The organism is Pseudoflavonifractor hominis, from assembly GCF_014288125.1.
GTDB lineage: Bacteria > Bacillota > Clostridia > Oscillospirales > Oscillospiraceae > Pseudoflavonifractor_A > Pseudoflavonifractor_A gallinarum.
Map to the genome: position 1 here is coordinate 86632 of NZ_JACOPR010000003.1, position 24654 is coordinate 111285.

General features: G+C 61.7%; 21 protein-coding genes and 1 pseudogene. 16 read left to right on the forward strand and 6 right to left on the reverse strand.

Annotation, left to right across the window (positions count from 1 at the left end; translation table 11 throughout):
* Positions 1 to 57: 57 nt before the first annotated feature.
* Positions 58 to 804 (forward strand): polysaccharide deacetylase family protein, encoded by a 747-nt coding sequence (locus H8S34_RS05750; RefSeq protein ID WP_186963295.1) that lies wholly within the window; start codon positions 58 to 60, stop codon positions 802 to 804.
* A 59-nt stretch (positions 805 to 863) separates the two neighbouring features.
* On the opposite strand, the gene H8S34_RS05755 is transcribed toward H8S34_RS05750, so the two are convergent.
* The gene (locus H8S34_RS05755) at positions 864 to 2522 is read right to left on the reverse strand and encodes a ribonuclease J (protein ID WP_101691206.1); all 1659 of its coding nucleotides are present in this window, start codon (positions 2520 to 2522) and stop codon (positions 864 to 866) included.
* A gap of 450 nt (positions 2523 to 2972) precedes the next feature.
* Here H8S34_RS05755 and H8S34_RS05760 point away from each other — a divergent pair, with 450 nt between their 5' ends.
* Together H8S34_RS05760 and H8S34_RS05765 are read left to right on the forward strand one after the other, a co-directional pair.
* Positions 2973 to 3191, forward strand: coding sequence for a DUF1653 domain-containing protein (locus tag H8S34_RS05760; protein WP_101691205.1), 219 nt, complete (start codon positions 2973 to 2975; stop codon positions 3189 to 3191).
* A 4-nt stretch (positions 3192 to 3195) separates the two neighbouring features.
* Positions 3196 to 3528, forward strand: coding sequence for an arsenate reductase family protein (locus H8S34_RS05765; RefSeq protein WP_101691204.1), 333 nt, complete (start codon positions 3196 to 3198; stop codon positions 3526 to 3528).
* 51 nt (positions 3529 to 3579) lie between these two features.
* On the opposite strand, the gene H8S34_RS05770 is transcribed toward H8S34_RS05765, so the two are convergent.
* The gene (locus tag H8S34_RS05770) at positions 3580 to 4602 is read right to left on the reverse strand and encodes a helix-turn-helix transcriptional regulator (RefSeq protein WP_243207928.1); all 1023 of its coding nucleotides are present in this window, start codon (positions 4600 to 4602) and stop codon (positions 3580 to 3582) included.
* Positions 4603 to 4965: 363 nt separating this feature from the next.
* On the opposite strand from H8S34_RS05770, the gene H8S34_RS05775 reads away from it, so the two are divergent.
* From H8S34_RS05775 to H8S34_RS05820, 10 genes are all read left to right on the forward strand, one after another.
* Complete coding sequence (locus H8S34_RS05775; protein WP_186963296.1) at positions 4966 to 6054, forward strand: dipeptide epimerase; 1089 nt, start codon at positions 4966 to 4968, stop codon at positions 6052 to 6054.
* Positions 6055 to 6171: 117 nt separating this feature from the next.
* On the forward strand, positions 6172 to 8142 hold the full coding sequence (locus H8S34_RS05780) for a peptide ABC transporter substrate-binding protein (RefSeq protein WP_328821040.1): 1971 nt from the start codon (positions 6172 to 6174) through the stop codon (positions 8140 to 8142).
* Between the two features lie 150 nt (positions 8143 to 8292).
* Complete coding sequence (locus tag H8S34_RS05785; protein WP_101691200.1) at positions 8293 to 9243, forward strand: ABC transporter permease; 951 nt, start codon at positions 8293 to 8295, stop codon at positions 9241 to 9243.
* Positions 9243 to 10238, forward strand: a complete 996-nt coding sequence (locus H8S34_RS05790) for an ABC transporter permease (RefSeq protein ID WP_101691199.1) — start codon at positions 9243 to 9245, stop codon at positions 10236 to 10238. Before H8S34_RS05785 ends, H8S34_RS05790 begins: the two co-directional genes overlap by 1 nt.
* A gap of 12 nt (positions 10239 to 10250) precedes the next feature.
* Positions 10251 to 11294 carry an ABC transporter ATP-binding protein gene (locus H8S34_RS05795; protein ID WP_180956688.1) on the forward strand — a complete coding sequence of 348 codons (1044 nt, stop codon included), beginning with the start codon at positions 10251 to 10253 and terminating at the stop codon, positions 11292 to 11294.
* Complete coding sequence (locus H8S34_RS05800) at positions 11287 to 12219, forward strand: ATP-binding cassette domain-containing protein (protein ID WP_101691197.1); 933 nt, start codon at positions 11287 to 11289, stop codon at positions 12217 to 12219. The genes H8S34_RS05795 and H8S34_RS05800 overlap by 8 nt, the downstream gene beginning before the upstream one ends.
* Before the next feature lie 101 nt (positions 12220 to 12320).
* Positions 12321 to 13238 carry a S66 peptidase family protein gene (locus H8S34_RS05805; protein ID WP_101691196.1) on the forward strand — a complete coding sequence of 306 codons (918 nt, stop codon included), beginning with the start codon at positions 12321 to 12323 and terminating at the stop codon, positions 13236 to 13238.
* 19 nt (positions 13239 to 13257) lie between these two features.
* Positions 13258 to 14049, forward strand: coding sequence for a serine hydrolase (locus H8S34_RS05810; protein WP_186963297.1), 792 nt, complete (start codon positions 13258 to 13260; stop codon positions 14047 to 14049).
* 28 nt (positions 14050 to 14077) lie between these two features.
* Positions 14078 to 14896: a C40 family peptidase gene (locus H8S34_RS05815; protein ID WP_101691194.1), complete on the forward strand. Its 819-nt coding sequence runs from the start codon at positions 14078 to 14080 to the stop codon at positions 14894 to 14896.
* A gap of 184 nt (positions 14897 to 15080) precedes the next feature.
* Positions 15081 to 17663, forward strand: a complete 2583-nt coding sequence (locus H8S34_RS05820) for an FAD-dependent oxidoreductase (RefSeq protein ID WP_186963298.1) — start codon at positions 15081 to 15083, stop codon at positions 17661 to 17663.
* A gap of 80 nt (positions 17664 to 17743) precedes the next feature.
* On the opposite strand, the gene H8S34_RS05825 is transcribed toward H8S34_RS05820, so the two are convergent.
* The 3 genes from H8S34_RS05825 to H8S34_RS05835 all read right to left on the reverse strand — a co-directional run bounded on the left by H8S34_RS05825 (position 17744) and on the right by H8S34_RS05835 (position 20606).
* Positions 17744 to 18634 (reverse strand): 3-hydroxyacyl-CoA dehydrogenase family protein, encoded by an 891-nt coding sequence (locus H8S34_RS05825; RefSeq protein ID WP_101691192.1) that lies wholly within the window; start codon positions 18632 to 18634, stop codon positions 17744 to 17746.
* Between the two features lie 212 nt (positions 18635 to 18846).
* Positions 18847 to 19800 carry an NYN domain-containing protein gene (locus H8S34_RS05830; RefSeq protein WP_186963299.1) on the reverse strand — a complete coding sequence of 318 codons (954 nt, stop codon included), beginning with the start codon at positions 19798 to 19800 and terminating at the stop codon, positions 18847 to 18849.
* Positions 19800 to 20606, reverse strand: coding sequence for a M55 family metallopeptidase (locus H8S34_RS05835; protein WP_101691190.1), 807 nt, complete (start codon positions 20604 to 20606; stop codon positions 19800 to 19802). Before H8S34_RS05835 ends, H8S34_RS05830 begins: the two co-directional genes overlap by 1 nt.
* A gap of 396 nt (positions 20607 to 21002) precedes the next feature.
* Here H8S34_RS05835 and H8S34_RS05840 point away from each other — a divergent pair, with 396 nt between their 5' ends.
* Positions 21003 to 22460, forward strand: coding sequence for a carbon starvation CstA family protein (locus H8S34_RS05840; RefSeq protein ID WP_101691189.1), 1458 nt, complete (start codon positions 21003 to 21005; stop codon positions 22458 to 22460).
* A 48-nt stretch (positions 22461 to 22508) separates the two neighbouring features.
* Here the strand turns inward: H8S34_RS05840 and H8S34_RS15455 are convergent, their stop codons facing one another.
* Positions 22509 to 23429, reverse strand: a complete 921-nt coding sequence (locus tag H8S34_RS15455) for a CPBP family intramembrane glutamic endopeptidase (protein ID WP_186963300.1) — start codon at positions 23427 to 23429, stop codon at positions 22509 to 22511.
* Between the two features lie 198 nt (positions 23430 to 23627).
* Between H8S34_RS15455 and H8S34_RS15100 the strand changes: the two are divergent.
* Both H8S34_RS15100 and H8S34_RS15105 read left to right on the forward strand, forming a co-directional pair.
* Positions 23628 to 23816: pseudogene (locus H8S34_RS15100) on the forward strand (MerR family transcriptional regulator); the annotation flags it as partial.
* 453 nt (positions 23817 to 24269) lie between these two features.
* Positions 24270 to 24587: a YbjQ family protein gene (locus tag H8S34_RS15105; RefSeq protein ID WP_243207950.1), complete on the forward strand. Its 318-nt coding sequence runs from the start codon at positions 24270 to 24272 to the stop codon at positions 24585 to 24587.
* The last annotated feature ends 67 nt before the right edge of the window (positions 24588 to 24654 follow it).

Below are 24654 nucleotides of genomic sequence, written 5' to 3' on the forward strand. Positions count from 1 at the left end.
AAGATGGACGCGTTCGCCATACTACCCTTAGTGAATTTGGAAAGGCGGCGTGATGGTATGCGGCGTTGGCTTCTATTTGTCCTGCCGGTCCTGGCATGGAGTCTGTGCGCGGCAGCTCTTCTGACCGCGCCGTCCGCCGTTCCGGCGGATGTCCCTCTTCCGGTGGAGGAGACTCCTGCACCCTCCTCCACCCCATCGGGCGGACTCATTGCCCTCACCTTTGACGACGGCCCCCGTCGCTCCACCACCACCGCCCTGCTGGACGGCCTGGCCGCGCGCGGGGTGCAGGCGACCTTCTTTCTCATCGGAAAGCAGGTCGCCGAGTATAACCAGGATCTGCTCCAGCGGATGGACGCGGAGGGCCATCAGATCGGCATTCATACCTACGACCACGTGATGCTCTCCGGGCTCAATGCCGCTGATTTCTCCGCACAGGTGGACAAGACCCGGTCGCTCTTTCAATCGATTTTGGGCCACAACGGATTTCTGCTCCGTCCGCCCTACGGGAGCACCGATCCCGCGGTGCGCTCTATGGCGGGCTGTCCCATCATCCTGTGGTCCATCGATCCGGAAGACTGGGACGATCAGAACGCGGATCGGGTGGTGGAGCATGTGGTCTCCCGGGCCAAAGACGGGGACATCATCCTCCTCCACGACATCTTCCCCACTTCCGTGGAGGCCGCACTGCGTATCGTGGATCAGCTCCACGCCCGTGGCTTTTATTTTGTCACCGTGGAGGAACTCTTTGCGGCCCGGCATATCACGCTGGAGCCCGGCAAGGTCTACCGCTGCGCCTATCCATAAGAAGGTACAAAAATGCGGCACGCTCTCTGAGAGCGTGCCGCATTTCTGATTGGATGAAGTTATACCTCCATGATAACGGGCAGGATCATGGGGTTGCGCTTGGTCTTTTTGTAGAGGAAATTGGAGAGATCGGTCTTGATCTCGGCCTTGATGGCGGACCAGTCGGTGCACCGCTCCCGCTCGCACTGCTCCAGCGCGCCCACCGCTACCCGGCGCAGCTCTTCCATCAGTCCCTCGGACTCCTTGACGTAGACAAAGCCGCGGGTGATGATGTCGGGTCCGGAGACCACCGAGCCGTCTTCGCTGGACATGGAGACCACCACCACGATCATGCCGTCCTCGGCCAGGTGCTTGCGGTCCCGCAGGACTACGCTGCCCACGTCGCCCACGCCATAGCCGTCCACAAAGACCTTGCCTGCAGGCACGGTCCCGTTGATCTTGGCGGAGTTGGGGGTGAGCTCGATGACCTTGCCAATGTCGCTGATGATGATGCGCCGGGGGTCCATGCCCATGTCCTGGGCCAGCTTGGAGTGGGTCTTGAGCATCCGCTGCTCTCCGTGGACGGGGATGAAGAACTTGGGCTTGACCAGGGCGTGGATGATCTTGAGCTCCTCCTGGCAGGCATGGCCCGACACATGGAGGGGCCCGCTGCGCTCGTTGATGACCTCGGCGTCCTTGCGGTAGAGCTCGTTGATGACGCTGCCGATGGCGTTCTCATTGCCCGGGATGGCGGAGGCCGAGAGGATCACCCGGTCCCCGGCGCGGATCTCCACCTGCTTGTGGGTATTGAAGGCCATGCGGGTGAGGGCGGACATGGTCTCGCCCTGGCTTCCGGTGGTGATGATGCACACCTTATTATCAGGCAGGCTCTTGATGTGGTTGACGTCCACCAGGACGCCGTCCGGGATCTTCATATATCCCAGCTCCACCGACACCTTCATGGCGTTCTCCATGCTCCGTCCGGTCACGGCCACCTTGCGCCCATACTTGGCCGCCACCGAGATCACCTGCTGGAGCCGGTCCACATTGGAGGCAAAGGTGGTGACGATGATGCGGTTATCGCATCCCCGGAACAGCGCGTCAAAGGACTCGCCCACGCTCCGCTCACTCTTGGTAAAGCCGGGGCGCTCCACATTAGTGGAGTCGGCCAGCAGGGCCAGAACGCCCTTCTTCCCCAGCTCGCCCAGGCGGGCCAGATCGGTCATGCCGCCCTGGATGGGGGTGGTATCGATCTTGAAGTCGCCCGTGTGGACCACCGTGCCCACCGGCGTCTTGATGGCAAAGGCCACCGCGTCGGCAATGGAGTGGTTCACATGGATGAACTCCACCGAGAACTTCCCGGCCTTGACCACCTCGCCCGCCTCGCAGGTGATGAGCTTGGTCTTGTCCACCAGGCGGTGCTCCTCCAGCTTGAGCCGCACCAGCCCCGCCGTCATGCGGGTGGCATAGATGGGCGCGTTGATGCTGCGCAGGAGATAGGGGATGGAACCGATGTGGTCCTCGTGCCCGTGGGTGAGGAAAATACCCCGGATCTTGTCCTGGTTCTTGATGAGATAGGTGAAGTCCGGGATGACCACGTCAATGCCGTACATATCGTCATCCGGGAAACCCATGCCCACATCTACTACAATAATATCCCCGCCGTATTCATATACGGTCAGATTCTTGCCGATCTCATTGAGACCACCCAGGGAAATAATTTTCAGTTTTTCTGCCATATTGAGATTCAAACACTCCTTTTCGAAATAACACATAATCGAATATCATCTCGTCCGCCGCAGCTCGAAGACACGCGCCGGACGCAAGGACACTTTATTTTGGGCGCACGAAACCAAGGGCGGCCCGCCCCGCTCTTTCCGGCCCTGCCTCGCCGAAAAAAGGGGATCGTTTTCTCCGTCCCGGAATCGGATGTAAGCTGTGTCCTGCCTTATTTTCAGTGCGCTCGACGCACATAAAGCCATAAAAAAGGTACCCACATGGGATACGATGGTAGTTATAGTATACCATGCTTTCCCACAAAAGTATACTTCTATTTTCCGCGTATGCCGCCGGGCCGGTCCCCTTCCCCGTTTTCCGCGGTCTTTCTCCTTTGCAATCGGGGGAAAATATGGTACAATCGACTGCATGAAATAACCGCATGTCTGCGCGGAGAAAGAGGATGTGTTCCCATGCAGGAGATCAAGCCGGGCCGTTACCGCCACTTCAAGGGGATGGAGTATCAGGTGCTCTATACCGCCCGCCACTCGGAGACCATGGAGCCCATGGTGGTCTACCAGGCACTCTATGGGGAGCGCGGCATCTGGGTCCGCCCGGCCGCCATGTGGAGCGAGTGGGTGGAGCGGGACGGCTATGCCGGTCCGCGTTTTCACCCCATCGAGGAGGAATAAACCGGTGAACATTCAGATTTTCGGCACCTCCAAGTGCTTTGACACCAAGAAGGCCCAGCGCTATTTTAAGGAGCGCCGGGTCAAATTCCAGTTCGTGGACCTGTCCAAATACGGCATCAGCAAGGGCGAGCTGACCAGCGTGAAAAACGCCGTGGGGCTGGAGGCCCTCATCAACGCCAAGCACCCGGACGCGGCCCTGCTCACCTATCTGGCCTACGACGCCGACAAGCTGGAGAAGCTGCTGGAGGATCCCCGGCTGCTGTGCACGCCCATTGTCCGCAACGGGAAGCAGGCCACGGTGGGCTACTGCCCGGACATTTGGAAAACCTGGGAATAACGATTTGGGCCCTGCGCCCCTCCTTCGGAGGGCTGCGCAGGGCCTATTTTTTTACCGGTAGCGCTCCCCCACCTGCTCCAGCTGGCGCCGGTAGGCCTCCACCGCCCAGTCCGGTCCGGTGAGCTCCACCCCCGTGCCCAGGCCGAAGATCCAGCCCAGGAACTGCGGGCTCACCACCACCGGCACGGTGACGGTAAAATGGTCCTCCCCGTCGGGGATCAGGATGCTCTCCGCCCCGAAGCGGTCCAGCACCACACCCACCAGGCTCTTCTCGCACCGCAGGCGGACCTGCCCCTCCCGGCCGCCGAACATACCGAAGTGCTTTTGTCCATAGGCGGCCGCGTCAAAGGCCCGGCCGGTCCCCTCCCCCTCTCTGGGCTGGGAGAGAACGGTGAGGCCGTCCATCTTGTCCACCCGGTAGTGGCGTATCTCCCCCTTGTCGTGGTCAAATCCGGCCAGGTAGTAGTTCTCACTGTCCCAGATCAGCCCGTAGGGGGAGACCCGGTAGCGCTCTCCCGCCCGGCGGAAGACCTTCTCCTTGGCCACATTGTACTCAAAGTACCGGAAGGAGACCTGCCGCCCGGTGGAGAGGGCCGTGTGGAGCTGGTCGATGGTATAGTAGACGCTCTCGTTCATGGTCTTGGCCCGGCCCGTCACATAGACCTGCCGCTGGAGCTGGCGGGCCTGGTAGACACTGGAGAGCCCCTCCAGCTTGCGGATGAGGGCCCGGCTCTTGTCCGGCGTGATGAACTTACAGGACTGCACTGCGTCCACCAGCAGCTTGAGCTCGGGCAGCTGGAAAAGCCGCTCTCCCACAAACCAGCCTCCGCCCCGTCCCCGGCGCTGGTGGATGTCCAGTCCAAAGCGGGACAGGGTCTCCATATCGTCATAGAGGCTCTTCCGCTCGGCGGCGATCCCCCGTTCCGCCAGCGCAGCGCGCAGCTCCTCGGTGGTCAGGGGATGCTCCTCATCGGAGCGCTCCAGCAGCAGGGCCTGGAGGGTGAGCAGCTTCAGCTTCTGGTTGAAATGTCTGGCCATGGCGGGCACCTCATCCTTCTTTTGGGATTCTTTCATTTTAAGTATACCTTCTTTTTCCGGTTTGGGAAAGGGCTCTCCACGCCTTTACGCAGTGCCGCTTTCCCTCGATAAAGTGAGAAAATATACAGTTCTTTTCCCGCTTTCCCCCTTTTTCCCTCTCAGATGTCTCCATTTTCCGTTTTGAAATATTTTCATTTCGATATTGCAATCTGCCCAAATGTCTCTTCTGTCCCGCCCGCTTCTTTTCCCTTTTTTTACCGTTCCACTTTACAAATATCAGAATTTATGCTAGTATTTCAGTAATTATAAAATTCTCTGCCCGCAATTCAAAAATGCAACTTTACACAATTTTAATTTCATTTTATTCGATTATCTGATCGGGAATGGAGGCATTTCGCTATGATCATTCGGGATATCCAGGTGGGAGAGATCTCCCTCCCGCTGGCCCGTCCGTTTAAAACCGCCCTGCGCACGGTAGAGCATGTGGACGATATCGTAGTCCGCGTGGTGGCCGACACCGGCGAGGTGGGCTACGGTGAGGCTCCTCCCACCGCGGTCATCACCGGAGACACCAAGGGCTCGGTGGCCTGTGCCATCCGGGAGTTCATCCGCCCCAACCTTATCGGCATGGATGTGGAGGACCTGGACGGTATCATGAAGCGCCTCCACGGCTGCATCCTGAAAAACACCTCTGCCAAGGCGGCGGTGGATATGGCGGTCTATGATCTGTGGGCCAAGCGCTGGGGCGCCCCCCTCTATAAGCTTCTGGGCGGGGCTAGGACCTCCTTCCGCACCGACATCACCATTTCAGTCAATCCCATTGACGAGATGGTGGCCGACGCGCTGGACGCCGTGTCCCGCGGCTATGACATTCTGAAGATCAAGGTAGGAAAGGACGGCACCGGCGATGTGGAGCGCATCGCCGCCATCCGGGAGGCTGTGGGTCCCAATGTACAGCTCCGGGTGGACGCCAACCAGGGCTGGACCCCCAAGCAGTCGGTGGCCATTATCTCCGCCATGGAGGACCGGAATCTGAACATCGAACTGGTGGAACAGCCGGTGAAGGCCCACGACATCGCCGGGATGCAGTTCGTCACCAGCCGGGTCTATACCCCCATTCTGGCGGACGAAAGTGTGTTCTCTCCCGCCGACGCCATCGATATCATACAGAAGGGGGCCGCCGACCTCATCAACATCAAGCTGATGAAAACCGGCGGCATCCACCAGGCCCTCAAGATCTGCGATGTGGCAGAGCTCTACGGCGTGGAGTGTATGATCGGCTGCATGCTGGAGTCCAAGCTCTCGGTCTCGGCCGCCGCTCATCTCTGCTGCGGCCGGAGCGTCATCACCAAGGCCGATCTGGACGGCCCCTCCCTGTGCTCGGTGGACCCCTTTACCGGCGGTCCCGTCTTTGAAGAGGCACTGGTCACCATGTCGGAAGCGCCCGGCGTGGGACTCTCCGCCATCCCCTGCGAGCACTGGAGCTGACCGCGGACCTCCGGGTCCGCCCCAACCCCATATCTTCAAGGGTCCAAGGATTTCCTTCCCTTGTTGATATACGGTCCCTCTCCGGGACCGATCTTGAAAGGAAAGAAGGAGACGCGCGTGAAACGAGTGAAAAAACTGCTTGCTCTGACCCTGGCCCTGTCCATGACCGCTGGTCTCACAGCCTGCGGCGGCGGCGACGAGGGCGGCTCCACCGGCGGCGAGTCCGTCTACCGGGAGCTCTACTCCAGCGAGGTGGAGACCCTCAACTACCTCTATACCTCTTTTACCAACGACTACCGCATGTGTGCCAATATGGTGGACTGTCTGGTGGAATACGATCCCTACGGTGTGATGAAGCCCGCTCTGGCTGAGAGCTGGGAGCACAATGAGGACTATACCGAGTGGACCTTCAAGATCCGCCAGGGCGTCAAGTGGGTCAACGCCCAGGGCGAGGAGGTGGCCGACGTCACCGCCAACGACTGGGTCTCCGCGGCCAAGTGGGTCAACGACGCCGCCAACAACTCCTCCAACCAGTACATGTACAACGGCATCGTCAAGAACGCCCAGGAGTACTTCAACTACACCGCCTATCTGCTGGAGAGCGAGAACGGCACCAAGACCACCGACGCCGACGGTAATCCCATCGAGCCCGTGCCCGAGGTGAGCTTTGACGACGTGGGCGTCAAGGCGGTGGACGACTATACTCTGGTCTACACCATGGCCTCTCCCTGCACCTACTTCCCCTCCGTGCTGTCCTACACCACCTATATGCCGGTGTACGGCCCCTTCCTGGAGGAGCAGGGCGAGATGTTCGGCGTGGACAATCAGTCCGTGCTCTACAACGGCGCCTACATCATGTCCGAGTTTGAGCCCCAGAACCACCGCACCCTGGTGAAGAACCCCACCTACTGGGACAAGGACAATGTCTTCATCGACAAGCTGGAGTTCCGCTACAATGCCTCCGCCACCACCCTGGGCCCCGAGTCCTTCCTGCGCGGTGAGGTGGACTATGCCGAACTGGACGCCTCCCTGCTCTCGGCCTGGCAGAGCGATCCTGAGAAGCAGAATCAGCTCTCGGCCAGCCGTCCCAGCGTGGCCTTCTCCTATTTCTTCTGCTTCAACTTTGAGCCCCGCTTCGACGAGTCCCTGGACCCTGACAACTGGACGCTGGCAGTGAACAATGAGAACTTCCGTCAGTCCATCTTCCACGCGCTGGACCGGGTCAACGCCTTGGAAGTGGTGGAGCCCAACACCCCCGAAAACCTCCTCAACAACACCATCACCCCCGCCACCTTCACCGAGGCCGCCGGTCTGGATTACACCCAGTATCCCGCGCTGAAGGCCATCTCGGACGGCGACAGCTTTGACGAGGCCACCGCGCTGGACTACAAGGCCAAGGCGGTGGAGGAGCTCACCGCCGCCGGCGCCAGCTTCCCCATCCAGATGTACATGCGCTATAACCCCGCCACCACCAACTGGGATAAGGAGTGCCAGGTCATCGAGCAGCAGCTGGAAGGCCTGCTGGGCACCGATTACATCGACGTGGTGGTCGAGGCCGGTCCCTCCACCAACTTCCTCTCCATGGTCCGCCGCACCGGCGACTACGGCTTCATGAAGTGCAACTGGGGCGCCGACTACGCCGACCCCCAGACCTGGACCGATCCCTTCAAGTCTCAGGACAACTCCTACAACTTCATGGCCCAGGATCCCAATCTGGAGATCGGCCAGAAGCCCTGCACCAACAAGTCCCCCGAGACCCAGGCTCTGATGGAGGAGTACTACGCCCTCATCGACGCGGCCAAGGCCATCACCAACGATGACGAGGCCCGCTACACCGCCTTTGCCGAGGCCGAGGCCTTCCTCATCGAGCACGCCATCGTCGTTCCCTTCTCCATCTCCAGCTCCGGCTATGTGGCCACCCGCCTCAACGTGTTTGAGGCCCAGTATGCCCCCTACGGCATGGCCCTCCAGTGCTTCAAGTTCCAGAAGCTGCGGGAGGAGCCCATGGGCCTGGAGGAGTTCAACTCCCTCTATGACCAGTGGCTCAAGGACCGCACCGCTGCCATTGCCGCCGCGGACGCCGAGTAATCTCTCTGCGGGCGCCCCGGACCGTGAGTCCGGGGCGCCCCTTCTCCCGGTCTGCCACAGCCGCCCTATATGACGGCCCCAGGTCCTGTGTGGGACCGTGATATACCCCGGCCGTGTCTCCCCATTTTCCTCTCAAGGAGGTCTCGTCTCATGGCGAAATACATATTCAAACGCCTGCTGCGCTCCCTGCTGACCCTGTTTATCATCGTGACCATCGTCTTTTCTCTGCTGCGCCTGATGCCCATTGAGGGCTACTTCCAGAACTTTGAGAAGATGAGCGCCGTCCAGGTGGAACTGGGCCTCAAGGAGCTGGGTCTGGACAAGCCGCTCCCCGCTCAGCTGCTGGATTTTTACAGTGATCTGCTCCACGGCGATCTGGGCGTGTCCAACAAGTACCGCCGCAATGTGCCGGTCACCAAGATCATCGCCGAGAAGGTGCCGGTCTCCATGGCCATCGGCCTGACCTCCCTGGGCATCGCCCTGGCAGTGGGTCTGCCCATGGGCATCCTCATGGCCCGCTCCACCCGCACCAAGCACAAGATCGGCGACAAGCTGGGCACCGCCTTCATCGTTCTGATCCAGGCCGTTCCCGCCGCCGTCTACTACCTGGTCATCCAATTCTACGGCACAAAATATCTGGATCTGCCCATGCAGATCAGCAGCGGGCGGCCCGTCACCTACATCCTCCCCATCCTCTCCCTGGCCCTGGGCAACATCGCTTACTACGCCATGTGGCTGCGGCGGTATATGGTGGATGAGTCCAACAAGGACTATGTGAAGCTGGCCCGGGCCAAGGGCGTGCCCGCCTCGGCCATCTCCCGCAAGCACGTGTTCCGAAACGCCTTTGTGCCCCTGGTCCAGTTCATCCCCACCTCGGTGATCCTGACTCTGATGGGCTCCCTCTATGTGGAGAGCCTCTACTCCATCCCCGGCATGGGCGGCCTGCTGGTCAACGTCATCCAGCGGCAGGACAACACCGTGGTCCAGGGCCTGGTGCTCTTCTATGCCGCCATCAGCATCCTGGGCCTGCTGGTGGGCGACATCCTCATGGCGATCGTGGATCCCCGCATTACCTTTGGCAAGAAAGAAGGTGGCCGCTGATGCCCTCGTTCCGCTTCAAAGACCACAAGACCCAGCAGCTCAGCCAGAGCGTGGGAGAGGTCCTCTCCCGGAATTATTCCGAGAGCGAATTTTTTGAGTTTGCCCCCTATGATCCCACCGCCGGCGAGCGGGGCGGCTATTCCAACTACTCCTACTGGGGCTCCACCCTGCGCTCCTTCGCCCAGAATAAGGTGGCCATGTTCTTTCTCATCCTGATGGTGGGTATCCTGGCCTTTACCGTGGTGGAGCCCATGCTCCCCTATGCCCCCGAGGCCAACACCATCTACAAGGGCGCCACCAACCTGGCCCCCTGCAAGGAATACTGGTTCGGCACCAACTCCATCGGACAGGACCTGTGGAGCCAGATCTGGTCCGGCGTGCGCACCTCCCTGCTCATCGGCCTGGCCGTGGCCTGTGTGGAGGCCGTCCTGGGCGTGATCATGGGGGTGCTGTGGGGCTATGTCCGCAAGCTGGACTTCCTCTTCACCGAGATCTACAACATCTTCGATAACGTCCCCCAGACCCTGGTGGTCATCATCATCTCCTACATCCTGCGCCCGGGCGTGAGCACCATGATCTTCGCCATGTGCCTCACCTCCTGGCTCCAGACCGCCCGGCTGGTGCGCAATCAGGTGCTCATCATCCGGGACCGGGACTACAACCTGGCCTCCCGCTGCCTGGGCACCGCCACCTGGCGCATCATGGTCAAGAACCTGCTGCCCTATCTGGTGTCCATCCTCACCCTGCGCATGGCCCTGGCCATCCCCGCCGCCATCGGCAACGAGGTCTTTATCACCTACATCGGCCTGGGCGTGCCCCTGGAGATCCCCACCCTGGGCAACCTCATCAAGGCCGGACAGACCGTGATGATGGAGTCCACCCTGAGCTACCAGCTCTTCTTCCCCGTCATCATCCTGTCCATCATCACCATCTCGTTCTACATCGTGGGCAACTCCTTCGCGGATGCCGCCGATCCCAAGAATCACGTCAAGTAAGGAGGACATATCATGGAAACCGAGACCATTCTGTCCGTCCGGGACCTGGACGTGAAATTCACCCTGCGGGGCCAGGTGCTCCACGCCATCCGGGGGATCTCTCTGGACGTCCACCGGGGTGAGAGCCTGGCCATCGTGGGCGAGTCGGGCTCCGGCAAGAGCGTATTTACCAAGACCTTTATGGGCCTTCTGGACTCCAACGGCTCGGTCACGGCCGGGGAGATCCGCTACAACGGCCAGGACCTGGCCGGGTACACCACCGACCAGCAGTGGCGCACCATCCGCGGCCGGGAGATCGCCATGGTCATGCAGGACCCCATGACCTCCCTCAACCCGCTCAAGACCATTGGCGACCAGATCGAGGAGGCCATTGTCCTCCACCAGGGCCTCAAGGGGGCCGAGGCACATGCCCAGGTCCTCAAGGTACTGGAGGAGGTGGGCATCGACCAGCCCGAGCGCCGCTCCAAGCAGTATCCCCACGAGTTCTCCGGCGGCATGCGCCAGCGGGTGGTCATCGCCATCGCCGTGGCCTGCCGGCCCAAGATCCTCATCTGCGACGAGCCCACCACCGCTCTGGATGTGACCATCCAGGCCCAGATCCTCCAGCTCATCAAGGATCTCCAGAAGAAATACGACCTCACCACCATCTACATCACCCACGATCTGGGCGTGGTGGCCAATGTGGCCGACCGCATCGCCGTCATGTACGCCGGGGATATCGTGGAGATCGGCACCTGTGAGGAGGTCTTTTACGACCCCAAGCACCCCTACACCTGGGCGCTGCTCTCCTCCCTGCCCCAGCTGGGCGTGAAGGGCGAGGAGCTCTACTCCATCAAGGGCACGCCCCCCAACCTCTTCCTGGAGGTCAAGGGGGACGCCTTCGCCCCCCGCAATCCCCACGCCCTCAAGATCGACTTTGTGGAGCGTCCCCCCTACTTCGAGGTGAGCCCCACCCACAAGGCCCGCACCTGGCTCCTGGACCCCAGGGCCCCCAAGGTGGAGCCGCCGGAACACATCAAGCATCTTCGGGAACAGGGGGTGAACCGCCATGTCTGAGCAGCGCAAGAAACTGCTGGAGGTTCAGGATCTCCAGGTCACCTTCGGCACACACCGCCATCCCTTTCACGCGGTGAAGGGGGTCTCCTTTGACATCTATGAGGGCGAGACCTTCGGTCTGGTGGGCGAGTCCGGCTCGGGCAAGACCACCATCGGCCGGGCCATCATCCGCATCAATCCGGTCTCCGGGGGCCAGGTCCTCTACCGGGGAGAGCGCATTAGCGGACGCATCAGCCGGGAGCTGGACCGGAAGGTCACCCGGCAGATCCAGATGATCTTCCAGGACCCCATGGCCTCCCTCAACGAGCGGGCCAAGGTGGACTACATCGTCTCCGAGGGCCTGTACGGCCGCCACATCGGCGAGGCCGAGCGGCAGGAGAAGGTGGCCAAGGCTCTGGCCGACGTGGGTCTGCTGCCGGAGTTTGCCAGCCGCTTCCCCCATGAGTTCTCCGGCGGCCAGCGCCAGCGCATCGGCATTGCCCGCTCCCTCATCATGGACCCCGACTTCATCATCGCGGACGAGCCCATCTCCGCCCTGGATGTGTCCATCCGGGCCCAGGTCCTCAACCTGATGAGCCAGCTCCAGAAGGAGCGCGGCCTCACCTATCTCTTCATCGCCCACGACCTGAGCGTGGTGCGCTTCATCTGCGACCGCATCGCCGTCATCCACAAGGGCCGTCTGGTGGAGCTGGCCGAGAGCGAGGAGCTCTTTGCCCATCCCCTCCACCCCTACACCCGGGCGCTTCTCTCGGCCATCCCTCTGCCCGACCCCATCGCCGAGAAGAAAAAGAAGCTGCTGGTCTACGACCCGTCCATCCATCACTACGACCAGGAGACTCCCCTCTGGCAGGAGATCTCCCCCGGCCACTTCCTCCTGGCCAGCGAGCGGGAGGCGGCGGAGTGGCAGCGCGAACCTTCCCGTTGACAAGTACATTCTGACTGCCGATAATAGAGAGGCGGGAGAGGACCATTCCCGGTGCTCTCCCGCCTTTTTGTCCACACATTTTTGTTTCTGGTGGTGTTACCATGATTACCCCAAAACCGCTCTTCCCCGGCGCCCGGGTGGCCCTGGTGGGGGCCTCCTCCGCCGTTCCGGCCCAGCGGCTCCCGCTGGCTGTGCAGGCCGTCCGGGACCTGGGTCTCTCCCCCGTCGTGTTCCCCTCCTGTCAGGAGGAAAACCGCCACGGCTATCTGGCTGCCAGTGACCGCCAGCGCTCGGCCGACCTGAACGCCGCCTTTGCGGATGACTCCATCCACGGCATTCTCTGCATCCGGGGCGGCTACGGCGCCCACCGGCTCCTCCCTCTGCTGGACTGGGAGACCATCCGCGCCCACCCCAAGTATTTCTCCGGATACAGCGACGTCACCGCCCTCCACACTGCCCTCAATCAGGACTGCGGCCTGGTGACCTACCACACCATCATGCCCGCCACCGAGTACTATCAGCCGGTGGACGACTACTCCATGGATTATCTGCGCCGCGCCCTCTTCGGAACCCTCGCCGGTCCCCTCCCCATCCACCCGGACCACCCGCTGGAGCCCCTCTCCGGCGGCCGGGCCACGGGTGTGCTCTGCGGGGGCAACCTCTCCCTGCTGGCCGCCTCCCTGGGTACCCCCTGGGAGATCGACACCCGGAATAAAATTCTCTTCCTGGAGGACATCGGAGAGCATATCTACCGCATCGACGGCATGCTCACCCAGCTGCGCAACGCGGGAAAGTTCCGGGACTGCGCCGGGGTCCTCCTGGGGGACTGGACCGACTGCACCCCGGAGGATCCGGAGCGCACCCTCACCCTCCACCAGCTCTTTGAGGAGCTCATCCTCCCCGCCGGGGTGCCTGTCATCGCCAACCTGCCCTGCGGGCACTCCCTCCCCTCCATGGCCCTTCCGCTGGGGGCCGTCCTCTCCATGGACGCCGATTCCCCCGCGCTGGAACTCTGCTGAACTGAAAGGAGCGCTTTCTATGAAAAAGACCGAACTGGACGCCTGGCTCCGGGAACAGATCGACGCCTTTCCCGGCAAGGTCTCCCTCCTCATGACCGACCTCATCAACGGCAAGCACTACCACTCCTTTGACCCTGACACCCAGGTGGTGTCCGCCTCCACCATCAAGGTTCCCATCCTGCTCTACGCGCTGGAGCAGGTACGGCAGAAACGCCTCTCCCTGGAGCAGGCCGTTCCTGTTCCGGCGGAGTCCATCCTCCCGGACACGGAGGTTTTTGAGCTGGGCCTGCCCGAGTATTCCCTGTGGGAGCTGCTCTACTGGATGATCGTGGAGAGCGACAACACCGCTACCAACCTGGTGCTGGACCTCCTGAACTGGGATGAAATGAATGCCTACTTCAAGGACACCCTGGGCCTCAAGCACACGGTCTGCCAGCGCAAGATGCTGGACTGGGACGCCGTGGCCGCCGGGAAGAACAACTACACCTCGGCCGCCGACCAGGAGCGCATCTACTGGGCCCTCTACCGGGGCACCATCCTCACCCACGACCTCCAGGAGAAGGCTCTGGACATGCTCCGCCGCCAGCGGTGCAACGACTCCTTCCTGCGCTACATCCCCCAGCCGGTGGTGGTGGCCCACAAGACCGGCGGTCTGGACCACGTGAACCACGACGCCGGCATCTTCGAGCTCTTCAGCCACCCCTTCTATCTGGGCATCTTCACCTGGGACGGTCCCGCTCTGGACGGCCAGCCCGATCAGAAGCGCTTCATCGGCAAACTGGCCAAGCAGATCTACGAGATCTACGGATAATCCATATTTTTCACTGAGAGGTGTGCCTATGAAAGCACTTGTCAATTCCCCCATCTGTCCCCTGAAGTCCCGTCCCCATATGCAGAGCGAGCTGGCCGACGAGGTCCTCTACGGCTCCACCGTGGAGATTCTGGAGGACACCTGTGCGGGCTGGTACCGCATCCGCACCCCCTACCGCTATGAGGGCTATGCCCCCGCGGAGGGACTGCTCTTCGGCGAGCACAACGTGGCCCGGTGGGAGGCCCTGCCCAAGCAGATCGTCCGCAAGGGCGTCTGTGACGTACTCTCCGCCCCCATGGTGGAGGGCTGGTGTGTGGAGACCCTGACCCGGGGCGCCCTGGTGGCCGTCAAAGGGACCCCCGACGAGCGGGGCTGGCAGCGAGTCTCCCTGTGTGACGGCCGGGAGGGCTTCACCAAGACCAGCTTCCTGGCCCCCTATCACACAGCTCCCGCCTTCGCGGAGGAGGACGCCCTCCGCGCCGCCTTTGTGGAGACCGCGATGACCTATCTGGGCACCCACTACCGCTGGGGCGGAAAGACCCCTCTGGGCATCGACTGCTCGGGTCTGACCTCCATGAGCTATCTCCTCAACGGCGTGACCATCTACCGGGACGCCCACATCAAGGAGGGCTTCCCCCTCCATGAGATCCCCCGTTCGGACATCCGGCCCGGCGACCTGCTCTTCTTCCCCGGCCATGTGGCCCTCTATCTGGGCGAGGGCAAATACATCCACTCCACCGCCCGCAACGGCAGCGACGGCGTGGTCATCAACAGCCTCAACCCTGGCGACCCCGACTATCGGGAGGACCTGGACAAGGGCATGACGGCAGCTGGAAGTATTTTCTAATCAAATCCCATCGCCCTTCTCCCCGCGGGCCGTGATACAGATTGTATCGCGGTCCGCGGTTCTTGTTTGAATTTGGTACTTTCCCTTTGGGTCGTTTGCTCTTATAATGGTAGGTGCAAACCGTTCCCCGGAAGAGCCCGCAGAGCAAGCTCTGTCTTCCGTCGGGATGCGAAGGAGGTTTATTATGAAGGTGCTCATCATCGGCGGTGTCGCCGCCGGAACCAAGGCCGCGGCCAAGCTCAAACGCATGGACCGCGGGATGCAGGTCACACTTATCACCAAGGATCAGGACATCTCCTATGCGGGATGCGGCCTGCCCTATTATGTCGGCGGTCTCATTGATACCCGGGAGGAGCTGATCGTCAACACCCCCGCCAAATTCGCCGGTCTCACCGGCGTGGAGGTCCTCACCGGCCGGGAGGCGGTAAAGCTGGACAGCACCGCCAAGACGGTGACTGCCCGCAATCACGCCACCGGCGAGGAGGAGCACTACACCTATGACGCCTGTATCCTGGCCACCGGCGCCTCTCCCATCGTTCCTCCCCTGCCCGGCATGGACCTGGAGGGCGTGTTCAAGCTGCGCACCCCGGACGACGCCATCGGCCTGCGGGACTATGTGAAGTCCACCCAGGCACGCCGGGCCGTGGTGGTGGGCGGCGGCTTCATCGGTCTGGAGGCGGCGGAGAATCTCCAGGCCCAGGGTCTGACTGTCACGGTGGTGGATCTGGCCTCCCAGATCATGCCCAATATCTTTGATCCCGAGATGGCTGAGTACGTCAAGCGTCACCTCCAGAGCAAGGGCATCCGGGTCCTCACCGGCAATCCCCTGGAGGCCATTCTGGGCTCCGGCCGGGTGGACGCCGTCAAGACCGGCATGGGGACCCTCTCGGCCGATGTGGTGGTCCTCTCCATCGGCATCAAGCCCAACACTGCCTTCCTGGCGGACAGCGGCATCGAGCTCTTCAAGGGCACCGTGGTGGTGGACGAGCACCTGCGTACCAACCTCCCCGACGTCTATGCCGCCGGCGACTGCGCCCTGGTGAAAAACCGTCTGACCGGCGCCCCCCAGTGGTCCGCCATGGGCTCCTCGGCCAACTACGAGGGCCGCACCCTGGCCCAGCTGTTGGGCGGGGCGGAGGTCCGCTATCCCGGCGCGCTGGGCACCGGTGTGGTCAAGCTCCCCGGTCTCAACGCCGGACGCACCGGTCTCACCGAGGCAGCCGCCAAGGCGGCGGGCTACGACGTGGAGACCGCCCTGTGCGTGGTGGATGACAAGGCCCACTACTATCCCGGGGCCGGTTCCTTCATCGTCAAGCTCCTGGCCGACCGTCCCACCCACAAGCTCCTGGGTATCCAGGTCCTGGGCCCCGGCGCCGTGGACAAGATGGTGGACATCGCCGTCACCGGTCTCTCCATGGGGGCCAAGCTGGAGGACTTCTCCAATCTGGACTATGCTTATGCCCCGCCCTTCTCCACCGCCATCCATCCCTTTGTGCAGGCGGCGTATATCCTGCTCAACAAGCTCTCCGGCGCGTTGGAGAGCTTTACCCCCGCCCAGTACGCCGCGGGAGAGGCCAAGGACTACACCGTGCTGGACGTGGGCCTTCAGCCCAGCATCCAGGGCGCGGTGCGCATCGACCTGGCCAGCGTCAACGGCCCGCTGGAGGGCCTGGACAAGGACGCCAAGCTCCTCCTGGTCTGCGCCAAGGGCAAGCGCGGCTATTTCCTCCAGAACCGCCTGAAATACTTCGGCTATACCAACACCCGGGTACTGGAGGGCGGCACCACCTTCAATCAGGTCCGGGTCGCGGGCGTGGCCGCCTCGGTCACTCCTGAGCAGATCACCGCGGTGAAGGCGCTGGGCTTCCTCTTCGATAAGCGCACCCCCGACAAGTTCAACGGCCGCGTCATCACCCGCAACGGCAAGATCACCGCCGAGGAGCAGAAGGTCATCGCTGAGGCCGCTGAGCGCTTCGGCTCCGGCGAGGTCACCATGACCACCCGCCTCACCCTGGAGATCCAGGGCGTGCCCTTCGAGAACATCGAGCCCATGCGGGAATTCCTGGCCCAGCACGGGCTGGAGACCGGCGGAACCGGCTCCCAGGTGCGCCCGGTGGTCTCCTGTAAGGGTACCACCTGCCAGTACGGCCTCATCGACACCTTCGATCTCTCCCAGGAGGTCCACGAGAAGTTCTATGAGGGCTACCACGGCATCAAGCTCCCCCACAAGTTCAAGATCGCCGTGGGCGGCTGCCCCAACAACTGCGTCAAGCCCGACCTGAACGATCTGGGCGTGGTGGGCCAGCGGGTACCTCAGGTGGAGCTGGACAAGTGCCGCGGCTGTAAGGTCTGCCAGGTGGAGCAGGTCTGTCCCATCCATGTGGCCAAGGTCGTAGACGGCAAGGTGGTCATCGACCCGAACATCTGCAACCACTGCGGCCGCTGCGTGGGCAAGTGCCCCTTCCACGCGGTGGATCAGTCCACCAACGGCTACCGGATCTACATCGGCGGCCGCTGGGGCAAGAAGGTGGCCCAGGGTCTCGCCCTGGAGAAGGTCTTTACCAGCCGGGAGGAGGTCCTCGCCACCATCGAGAAGGCCATCCTCCTCTTCCGCGAGCAGGGCATTACCGGTGAGCGCTTCGCCGACACCGTGGCCCGTCTGGGCTTTGAGAACGTGCAGGAGCAGCTGCTCCAGGACGACCTTCTCTCCCGCAAGGAGGAGAATCTGGCCGCCCAGAAGCATCTCAAGGGCGGCGCTACCTGCTGATCTTCCTCCCTTTTCCGTGTAAAAAGCAAAAAGCCGTCCCGGTCCAAATGGACCGGGACGGCTTTTCTTATGGTATGTTCTTACTTGTCAAAGATGGGGTTGACGCCCACCTTCTTGCGGTTCTCGTACTGGTAGAAGCCCATGCCGGACTTCTGGCCCAGGTAGCCCGCGGCCACCATCTTGCGCAGCAGGTGAGCGGGACGGTACTTGGTGTCGCCCAGGTCGTTGTAGAAGGTCTCCATAACCTCCAGCAGGATGTCCAGGCCCACCATGTCGGCCAGCTCCAGGGGACCCATGGGGTGGTTACAACCCATCTTCATGCCCTCGTCGGTGTCGGCCACGGTGCCGATGTCCTCGTCCAGGATCTCAACGGCCTCGTTGAGCATGGGCAGCAGCATGCGGTTGACGATGAAGCCGGGCTTGTCCTTGGCCAGGATCATGGTCTTGCCCATCTTCTTGCCCACTTCCATGGCGGCGTCAATGGCCTCCTGGGAGGTGCGCAGGCCATGCACCACCTCCAGCAGACGCATCACAGGCACGGGGGAGAAGAAGTGCATGCCCACAACCTGCTCGGCACGGCTGGTGGCCGCAGCCAGGCTGGTCAGAGAGATGGAGGAAGTGTTGGAAGCGAAGATGGTATCCTTGGGGCAGATCTTGTCCAGCTCCTCAAAGATGGCGCGCTTGGCGTTGAGGTCCTCAAAAATGGCCTCGATGACCAGGTCGGCATTGGCAGCCGTGTGGATGCTGGAAGAGGTCGTGAGCAGAGCCAGCGCGGCCGCCTTCTGCTCTTCGGTCATGCGGCCCTTGCTCACCAGGCGGTCCATGTTCTTGCCAATGTTGGTCTTGGCCCGCTCCAGAGCGGCCTCGCTCTGGTCATGGATGGTCACGTTGTATCCGCTCTGGATAGCGGTCTGGGCGATACCGCTGCCCATAAAGCCAGCGCCTACTACAAAGATATTCTTGATTTCCATAATGTCTCTCCATTCTCTGTTTATTTTCCGTTGTCCGGAATATAATTCCGTTTATTCCCTACAAAAAAAGAACAGATATTAACTGGTAGCAGTATTATACCACACCTCACTTCTGCCTGTCCAGCCTAAAAACCGTCAATTTTTGCACAAAAAACGGGCGCAGCCGTATTTCTCCTGAAAAAACAGCTGCGCCCGTCTTCTTTCTTCCCGATCTATTTCGGCTCCTTGTCCCGCACAAAAATATGCTTGACGTGGGGCAGATTGGTAGAGCGGACGTCGATTTCAAAGCGGTCCATGGCCTTGACCAGCTTGGTCAGCTTGGAAAACCCGAAGTTACGGGGGTCAAAATCGGGCTGCTTCTTGACCAGAAGATTACCCAGATCCCCCATAAAGGCGTATCCGTCCTCGTCGGCGATGTCCTCCACCGAGTCGGCCAGCAGGGCCTCCACTTCTGGCGGGATGCGATTGGCCGGCTCACTCCCCTCCGCCGAAGCGGGGACCGGCGCGGGTTTCGGCTCCGGCTCCACGGGCTTGGCGGGTTCCGCCTTCTTCTTACCCCGTCTGGAGGTGCTCTTGCCGCTCTCGGTCCGGGCAGACTCAGAGGCCCTGGCCTGTTCGGCCTTCTCCCGCTCCTTCTTTTCCCGCTCCAGCCGGGCCTGCTCCGCCTTCTCCTCCTCGGCGGCCTGGCGGGCAGCCTCCTTCGCGGCGGCCCGGGCCCGGTCGCCCGCCGCCCGGATGACCTCGATGTAGACGAATTTATCGCAGGCCACGATGAAGGGACCCGGCGTCTTCCGCTCCCCCATGCCGTAGACCTTCATCCCGGCCTCCCGCAGACGGGTGGCCAGACGGGTAAAATCGCTGTCGCTGGACACCAGCACAAATCCATCCACCCGGCCGGAGTAGAGGATATCCATGGCGTCGATGATCATGGCCGAGTCGGTGGCGTTCTTTCCGGTGGTATAGGCGTACTGCTGGATGGGGGTGATGGCATTCTCCAGCAGCAGCGGCTTCCAGGTGGACATGTTGGGGGAAGTCCAGTCCCCGTAGATCCGTTTGATGGTGGGGGTCCCGTAGACCGCCACCTCGGCCATCACGTCCTTGATGGCCGTGCGAGGGGCATTATCCGCGTCGATGAGGACGGCCAGACGCAGTTCTCCCGCCCCCATCAGTCGCTCAGGACGAAGTGGAAGAAGCGGAGCATCTCATACCAGTCGTCCGAGGCAAAGGAGACGTTCTTCTCATCCTCCAGGGAGGCGCCGGGATAGAAGTGCTTGGAATAGGCACGCTTGTGCTCCCGGAAACGGATCTTGGCCTCAAAATGCTCCGGCATGGGCACGGGGCATTTTTTCGCGTTCTTGACCGCCTTTTTGACGCCCTCCCGAATGGCCCGGACCGCCGCGTCTGGATGCATGGACACCACTGCGCCGCCGATGCCCTCGTTGACCGCCACGGTGGTGATCTCCGGAATGAGCTCCTGGGCGAAGTCGCACAGGGCCTTGTCCCCGCAGAGGAAGGGCACGGGTACGCCGTAGTAGCCCGCCGTATAGGCGTTCATCAGAAACTCGCTCATGCGCACGCCGTTGAGGGTCACAAATTCGTTCTGGAGGTTCATGGTGTGGGAGAGGGGATTCCCGCCGCAGGCGGCCCAGGCGTGGTACCCCGTAAAGAGCACGGCGTCAAAGCTGCCCCGGTCCAGGCCGCTCATCATGCTCAGCAGATCCCCGCTCCAGCCCCGCATGATGCGCACCCGCTCGGGGAGCTGGGAGGGATCGATGTTGCGGGCCGAGTCGTGGGCGTCCCGCACAAAGATCTCGTCTGCGCCTCCGGCCACGGCTCCCTCGCAGGCCGCGCGGACCTCCATGGTCATCTGCTTGCGGAAATAGTTATAGTCATAGGGGGTGCTGCGCTCGGTCTCGCTCCAGTCCGTAATGCCGCAGGTACCCTCGATATCGGCGCTGATAAATACGTTCATGGGAATTCCTCCTTCGTTCCATTTCACGGCCGGCCTCTACGGGATCTCTTACCGGCCTATCAACCCATTTTACTGCCTTCTAAGTGGTCAGATACCCATCTTCCTGTAATATTTATACAAGGAGACGGGCCGGGCTTTTCTCTTATTCTACCGTACTTTTCATCACATTTCCAGCCTAAGTTCCAGGGCTTTTTTTCGGACTGGTCCGTCTTGTAAAATTGACAAGAATCAACCGAATATTTCTGTTTATTTCGCTTCTTGAAATAATATGCACAAAGATTATAATGGGAACCGCTTCCGGAGGCTGGGCCCGCACAGGGCAGCCCATCTGGATCTGCGGGGGGAGCGGAATGTGTGTGCTTCTCTCCTGCGGGAACTTTTGAAGGAGGGATTTTCATGATCTCATTCTTGGTCGCATTGGTCCTGCTGATCGTGGGCTTCTTCACGTACAGCAAGCTGATGGAGCATGTGTTCCACATCGACGACCGGCAGACCCCGGCCGTGGTCCATCCGGACGGCGTGGACTACATGCCTATGAAAACTTGGCGGATCTTCCTGATCCAGCTGCTCAACATCGCCGGTCTCGGCCCCATCTACGGCGCACTGGCCGGTGCCTGCTGGGGCCCCGTGGTCTACCTGTGGATCGTGTTCGGCACCATCCTGGGCGGCGGCGTCCACGACTTCCTCTCCGGTATGATGAGTGAGCGCGAGGACGGCGCCTCCATCTCCGAGGTAGTCGGAAAGTACATGGGCCGTGTCATCACCTTTATTATGCGCATCTTCTCTGTGGTCCTGCTGGTTCTGGTGGGCACCACCTTCTCCACCGGCCCGGCCGGCCTGCTGGCCAGCCTGACTCCCACCGTGCTCAACGCCAAGTTCTGGCTGGTGGTCATCCTGCTCTACTACCTGTGCGCCACCTTCCTGCCCATCGATAAGATCATCGGCAAGCTCTATCCCATCTTCGGCATCTGCCTGATCATCATGGCTCTGGGTGTCGCCGGCGGCATCATCTTCGGCGGGTACCAGATGCCCGAGCTGTGGGATCACTTCGCCAACGAAGACCCCAACGGAAAGCCCATCTGGGCCATGATGTTCGTCAGCGTGGCCTGCGGCGCCATCTCCGGCTTCCATGCCACCCAGTCTCCCATGATGGCCCGGTGCATCACCTCCGAGAAGGAGGGCCGCACCGTGTTCTACGGCGCCATGGTGGCCGAGGGCATCATCGCCCTGATCTGGGCCGCTGCGGGTGTCTCCTTCTATAACGGCGCTGCCGGTCTCTCCGGTGCTCTGGCCGCGGTGAACAACAACCAGGGCGAGATCGTCTACCAGATCTGCCACGGTCTGCTGGGCCCTGTGGGCGCGGTCCTCGCCATGATCGGCGTCATCGCCTGCCCCATCACCTCCGGCGATACCGCGTTCCGTTCTGCCCGTCTTACCATCGCTGACTGGTTCAAGATTGATCAGTCCAAGATGACCACCCGTCTCTTCCTGGCCGTGCCTCTGCTGGCCGTGGGCGCCATCCTGTCCCAGCTGGACTTCTCCATGATCTGGAGATACTTCTCCTGGTCCAACCAGACCCTGGCCATGATCGTTCTGTGGACTGGCGGCGTGTTCATCCACAAGTACGGCTATCCTCCCATCGCCAGCCTGATGGCCGCCATCCCCGCGACCTTCATGTCCGCGGTCTCCATCACCTACTTCTTCCAGGCCCCCGAGTGCCTGCACCTGTCCACCTCCATTGCCTACCCCGTGGGCATCGTGGCCGCCATCCTCTTCTTCTGCATCTTCTGGTGGCGCACCTTTATCGTACACAAGGACGATATCAACCACGAGCTGGCTGCGCAGGCAAAATAACATACGCCTAAAATCAAAGGTCTGGCCGCATTGCGGCCAGACCTTTCTCTATGCGATCAGATAGAAGAGGCAGGACAGGACGGTCCAGACGCTGAAGGCCAGCATGCCGGGACTGCGCAGCAGCCTTCCCCACCCCGGGCTCCCCATGGTCCGGACCAGCTGCCCCAGTTCGCCCCGCCGGGCAATCAGCCGCCATACCCCGATGCCCACCAAAAGCCAGGTCCCCGCATAGACCGGAGCCTCGATGCCCAGCCGCTCTGCCAGGGGAAATACGCCGCTGGAGAGCAGATTGATCCCCGCGTGGAGGAGGATACACTGCCACAGGCGCCCGCTGTGCACGGCCACCCAACCCAGTACGACCCCCACCGCACAGGCATAGGGCATCTGAAAGAGATTCCCATGCACCATGCCGAAGAGCAGCGCCGACGCGGCCACTGCAAAGCCGTCTCCGTACCAGCGCAGCCGCTCCAGGATCAGCCCCCGGAACATCAGCTCCTCAAAGATGGGCGCCAGAGCGCCGGTCAGCAGCAGGCTCAGGGGAAGCGGATAGGAGAGGATGCTCTCCACCGGGTCCGTCCCCCACCATCCGGTCACAGCACCCAGCAGTCCCCGGAGGATCGCCCCCACCGCGCTCCCGCCATAGAGCACCGCCAGCGCGATGCAGTAGGTCTCCCCCAGCCTTCCGGGTGAGAGGACCTCCCCCTGCCGCTCCGGGTCATCCCCGCCCCGTCCCAGCACACAGACAAACACCGGGAAGGACACCCCATAGGAGCTGCATACCGACAGCAGCCACTGAAAGAGCGGATCCCGGGCCAGCCAGGGCAGCCACACTCTGGCTGCCAGCAGCACACCGGCCTGGACCAGAATGCCGGTGAGCAGATAGGCCAGCAGCGCCCAGCCGATCCGGGAGAGGGCTCGATCCTCCCCCTGGGAAGGCGAATACACCCGATGTAAGGTTGGCTTATGCACAAAAACCCTCCTCCGACGGGTATCCTGGCCTGCGCAGATCGGCGCACGGTCCGCCCCATCCTGAGATTTGCCTCATTATAGCAGGCTTTCCGCCCGGAGACAAGCTTCCGTTCTCCGGGCGCTTCTTTCCAGGAAAAAACACTTGACCTTCTACCCGGTGTATGGTGTATCATACGCTCATCAGAGGAGGGATCGGACATGAAGATCAATGAAGTGGAGGAGCGGGTGGGCATCACCAAGCGCAACATCCGCTTCTATGAAAAGGAGGGACTGCTCACCCCCCAGCGCAACAGCGACAACGGCTACCGGGATTACGGCGAGGAGGAGGTGGAGGTCCTGCGCAAGATCAAGCTCCTGCGCAAGCTGGATGTTCCTCTGGAGGAGATCCGCCGGCTCCAGCACGGCTCTCTGACGCTGGACGACGTGCTCCGCCGCCATGTGATCCAGCTGCGGCGGGAGGAGCACAACCTCGCCACCATGGGTGCGCTCTGCCAGCGCCTGGCCGACGCCCAGGCCCAGCTTGCCACCCTGGACGCCGAGGCCTGGCTTGCCGAAATGGAGCAGATGGAACAGGAGGGGACCCGTTTTATGAACATCCGGAAAAACGACACCCGCATCCGCTACGTGGGCCCGGTGGCCGCCGCTCTGGTCTTTATCCTGCTGATGGCCGGGGTCATGGCGCTGATCGTCTGGGGCTTTACCATCAGCCCGGAGGAGGCCCCTCCCCTGTGGCTCATCGTGATCCTGGCCGCCATCCCCATGGTATTTATCATTGGCGTACTGCTGGCACTGTTCCAGCGCATTCAACAAATCAAAGGAGGAGAAGAAGATGCTGCTTCTCTGCTTCTCAATATTGATTACATCCCCGGCAAAAAGATCCAGGCCCTGGGCCTGGTCAAGGGCTCGGTCGTCCAGTCCAAAAACTTCGGCAAGGACTTTATGGCCGGGATGAAGACCCTGGTAGGCGGCGAGATTGAGAGCTACACCCAGCTGCTCAATGAGGCCCGCCAGATCGCCACCAAGCGCATGGTGGACGAGGCCGAGCGGATGGAGGCCGACGCCGTCATCAACATCCGCTATGCCAGCTCCTCCCTCATGCAGAGTGCCGCGGAGCTCACCTCCTACGGCACCGCCGTGCGCATCGTGGGCGAAGAGTGAGGGCGGTCCGTATCTTTTTCCCAAAAAATCTCCGTCTGGGCGGAACCTTTCCGGCGCTCCTTCCGTC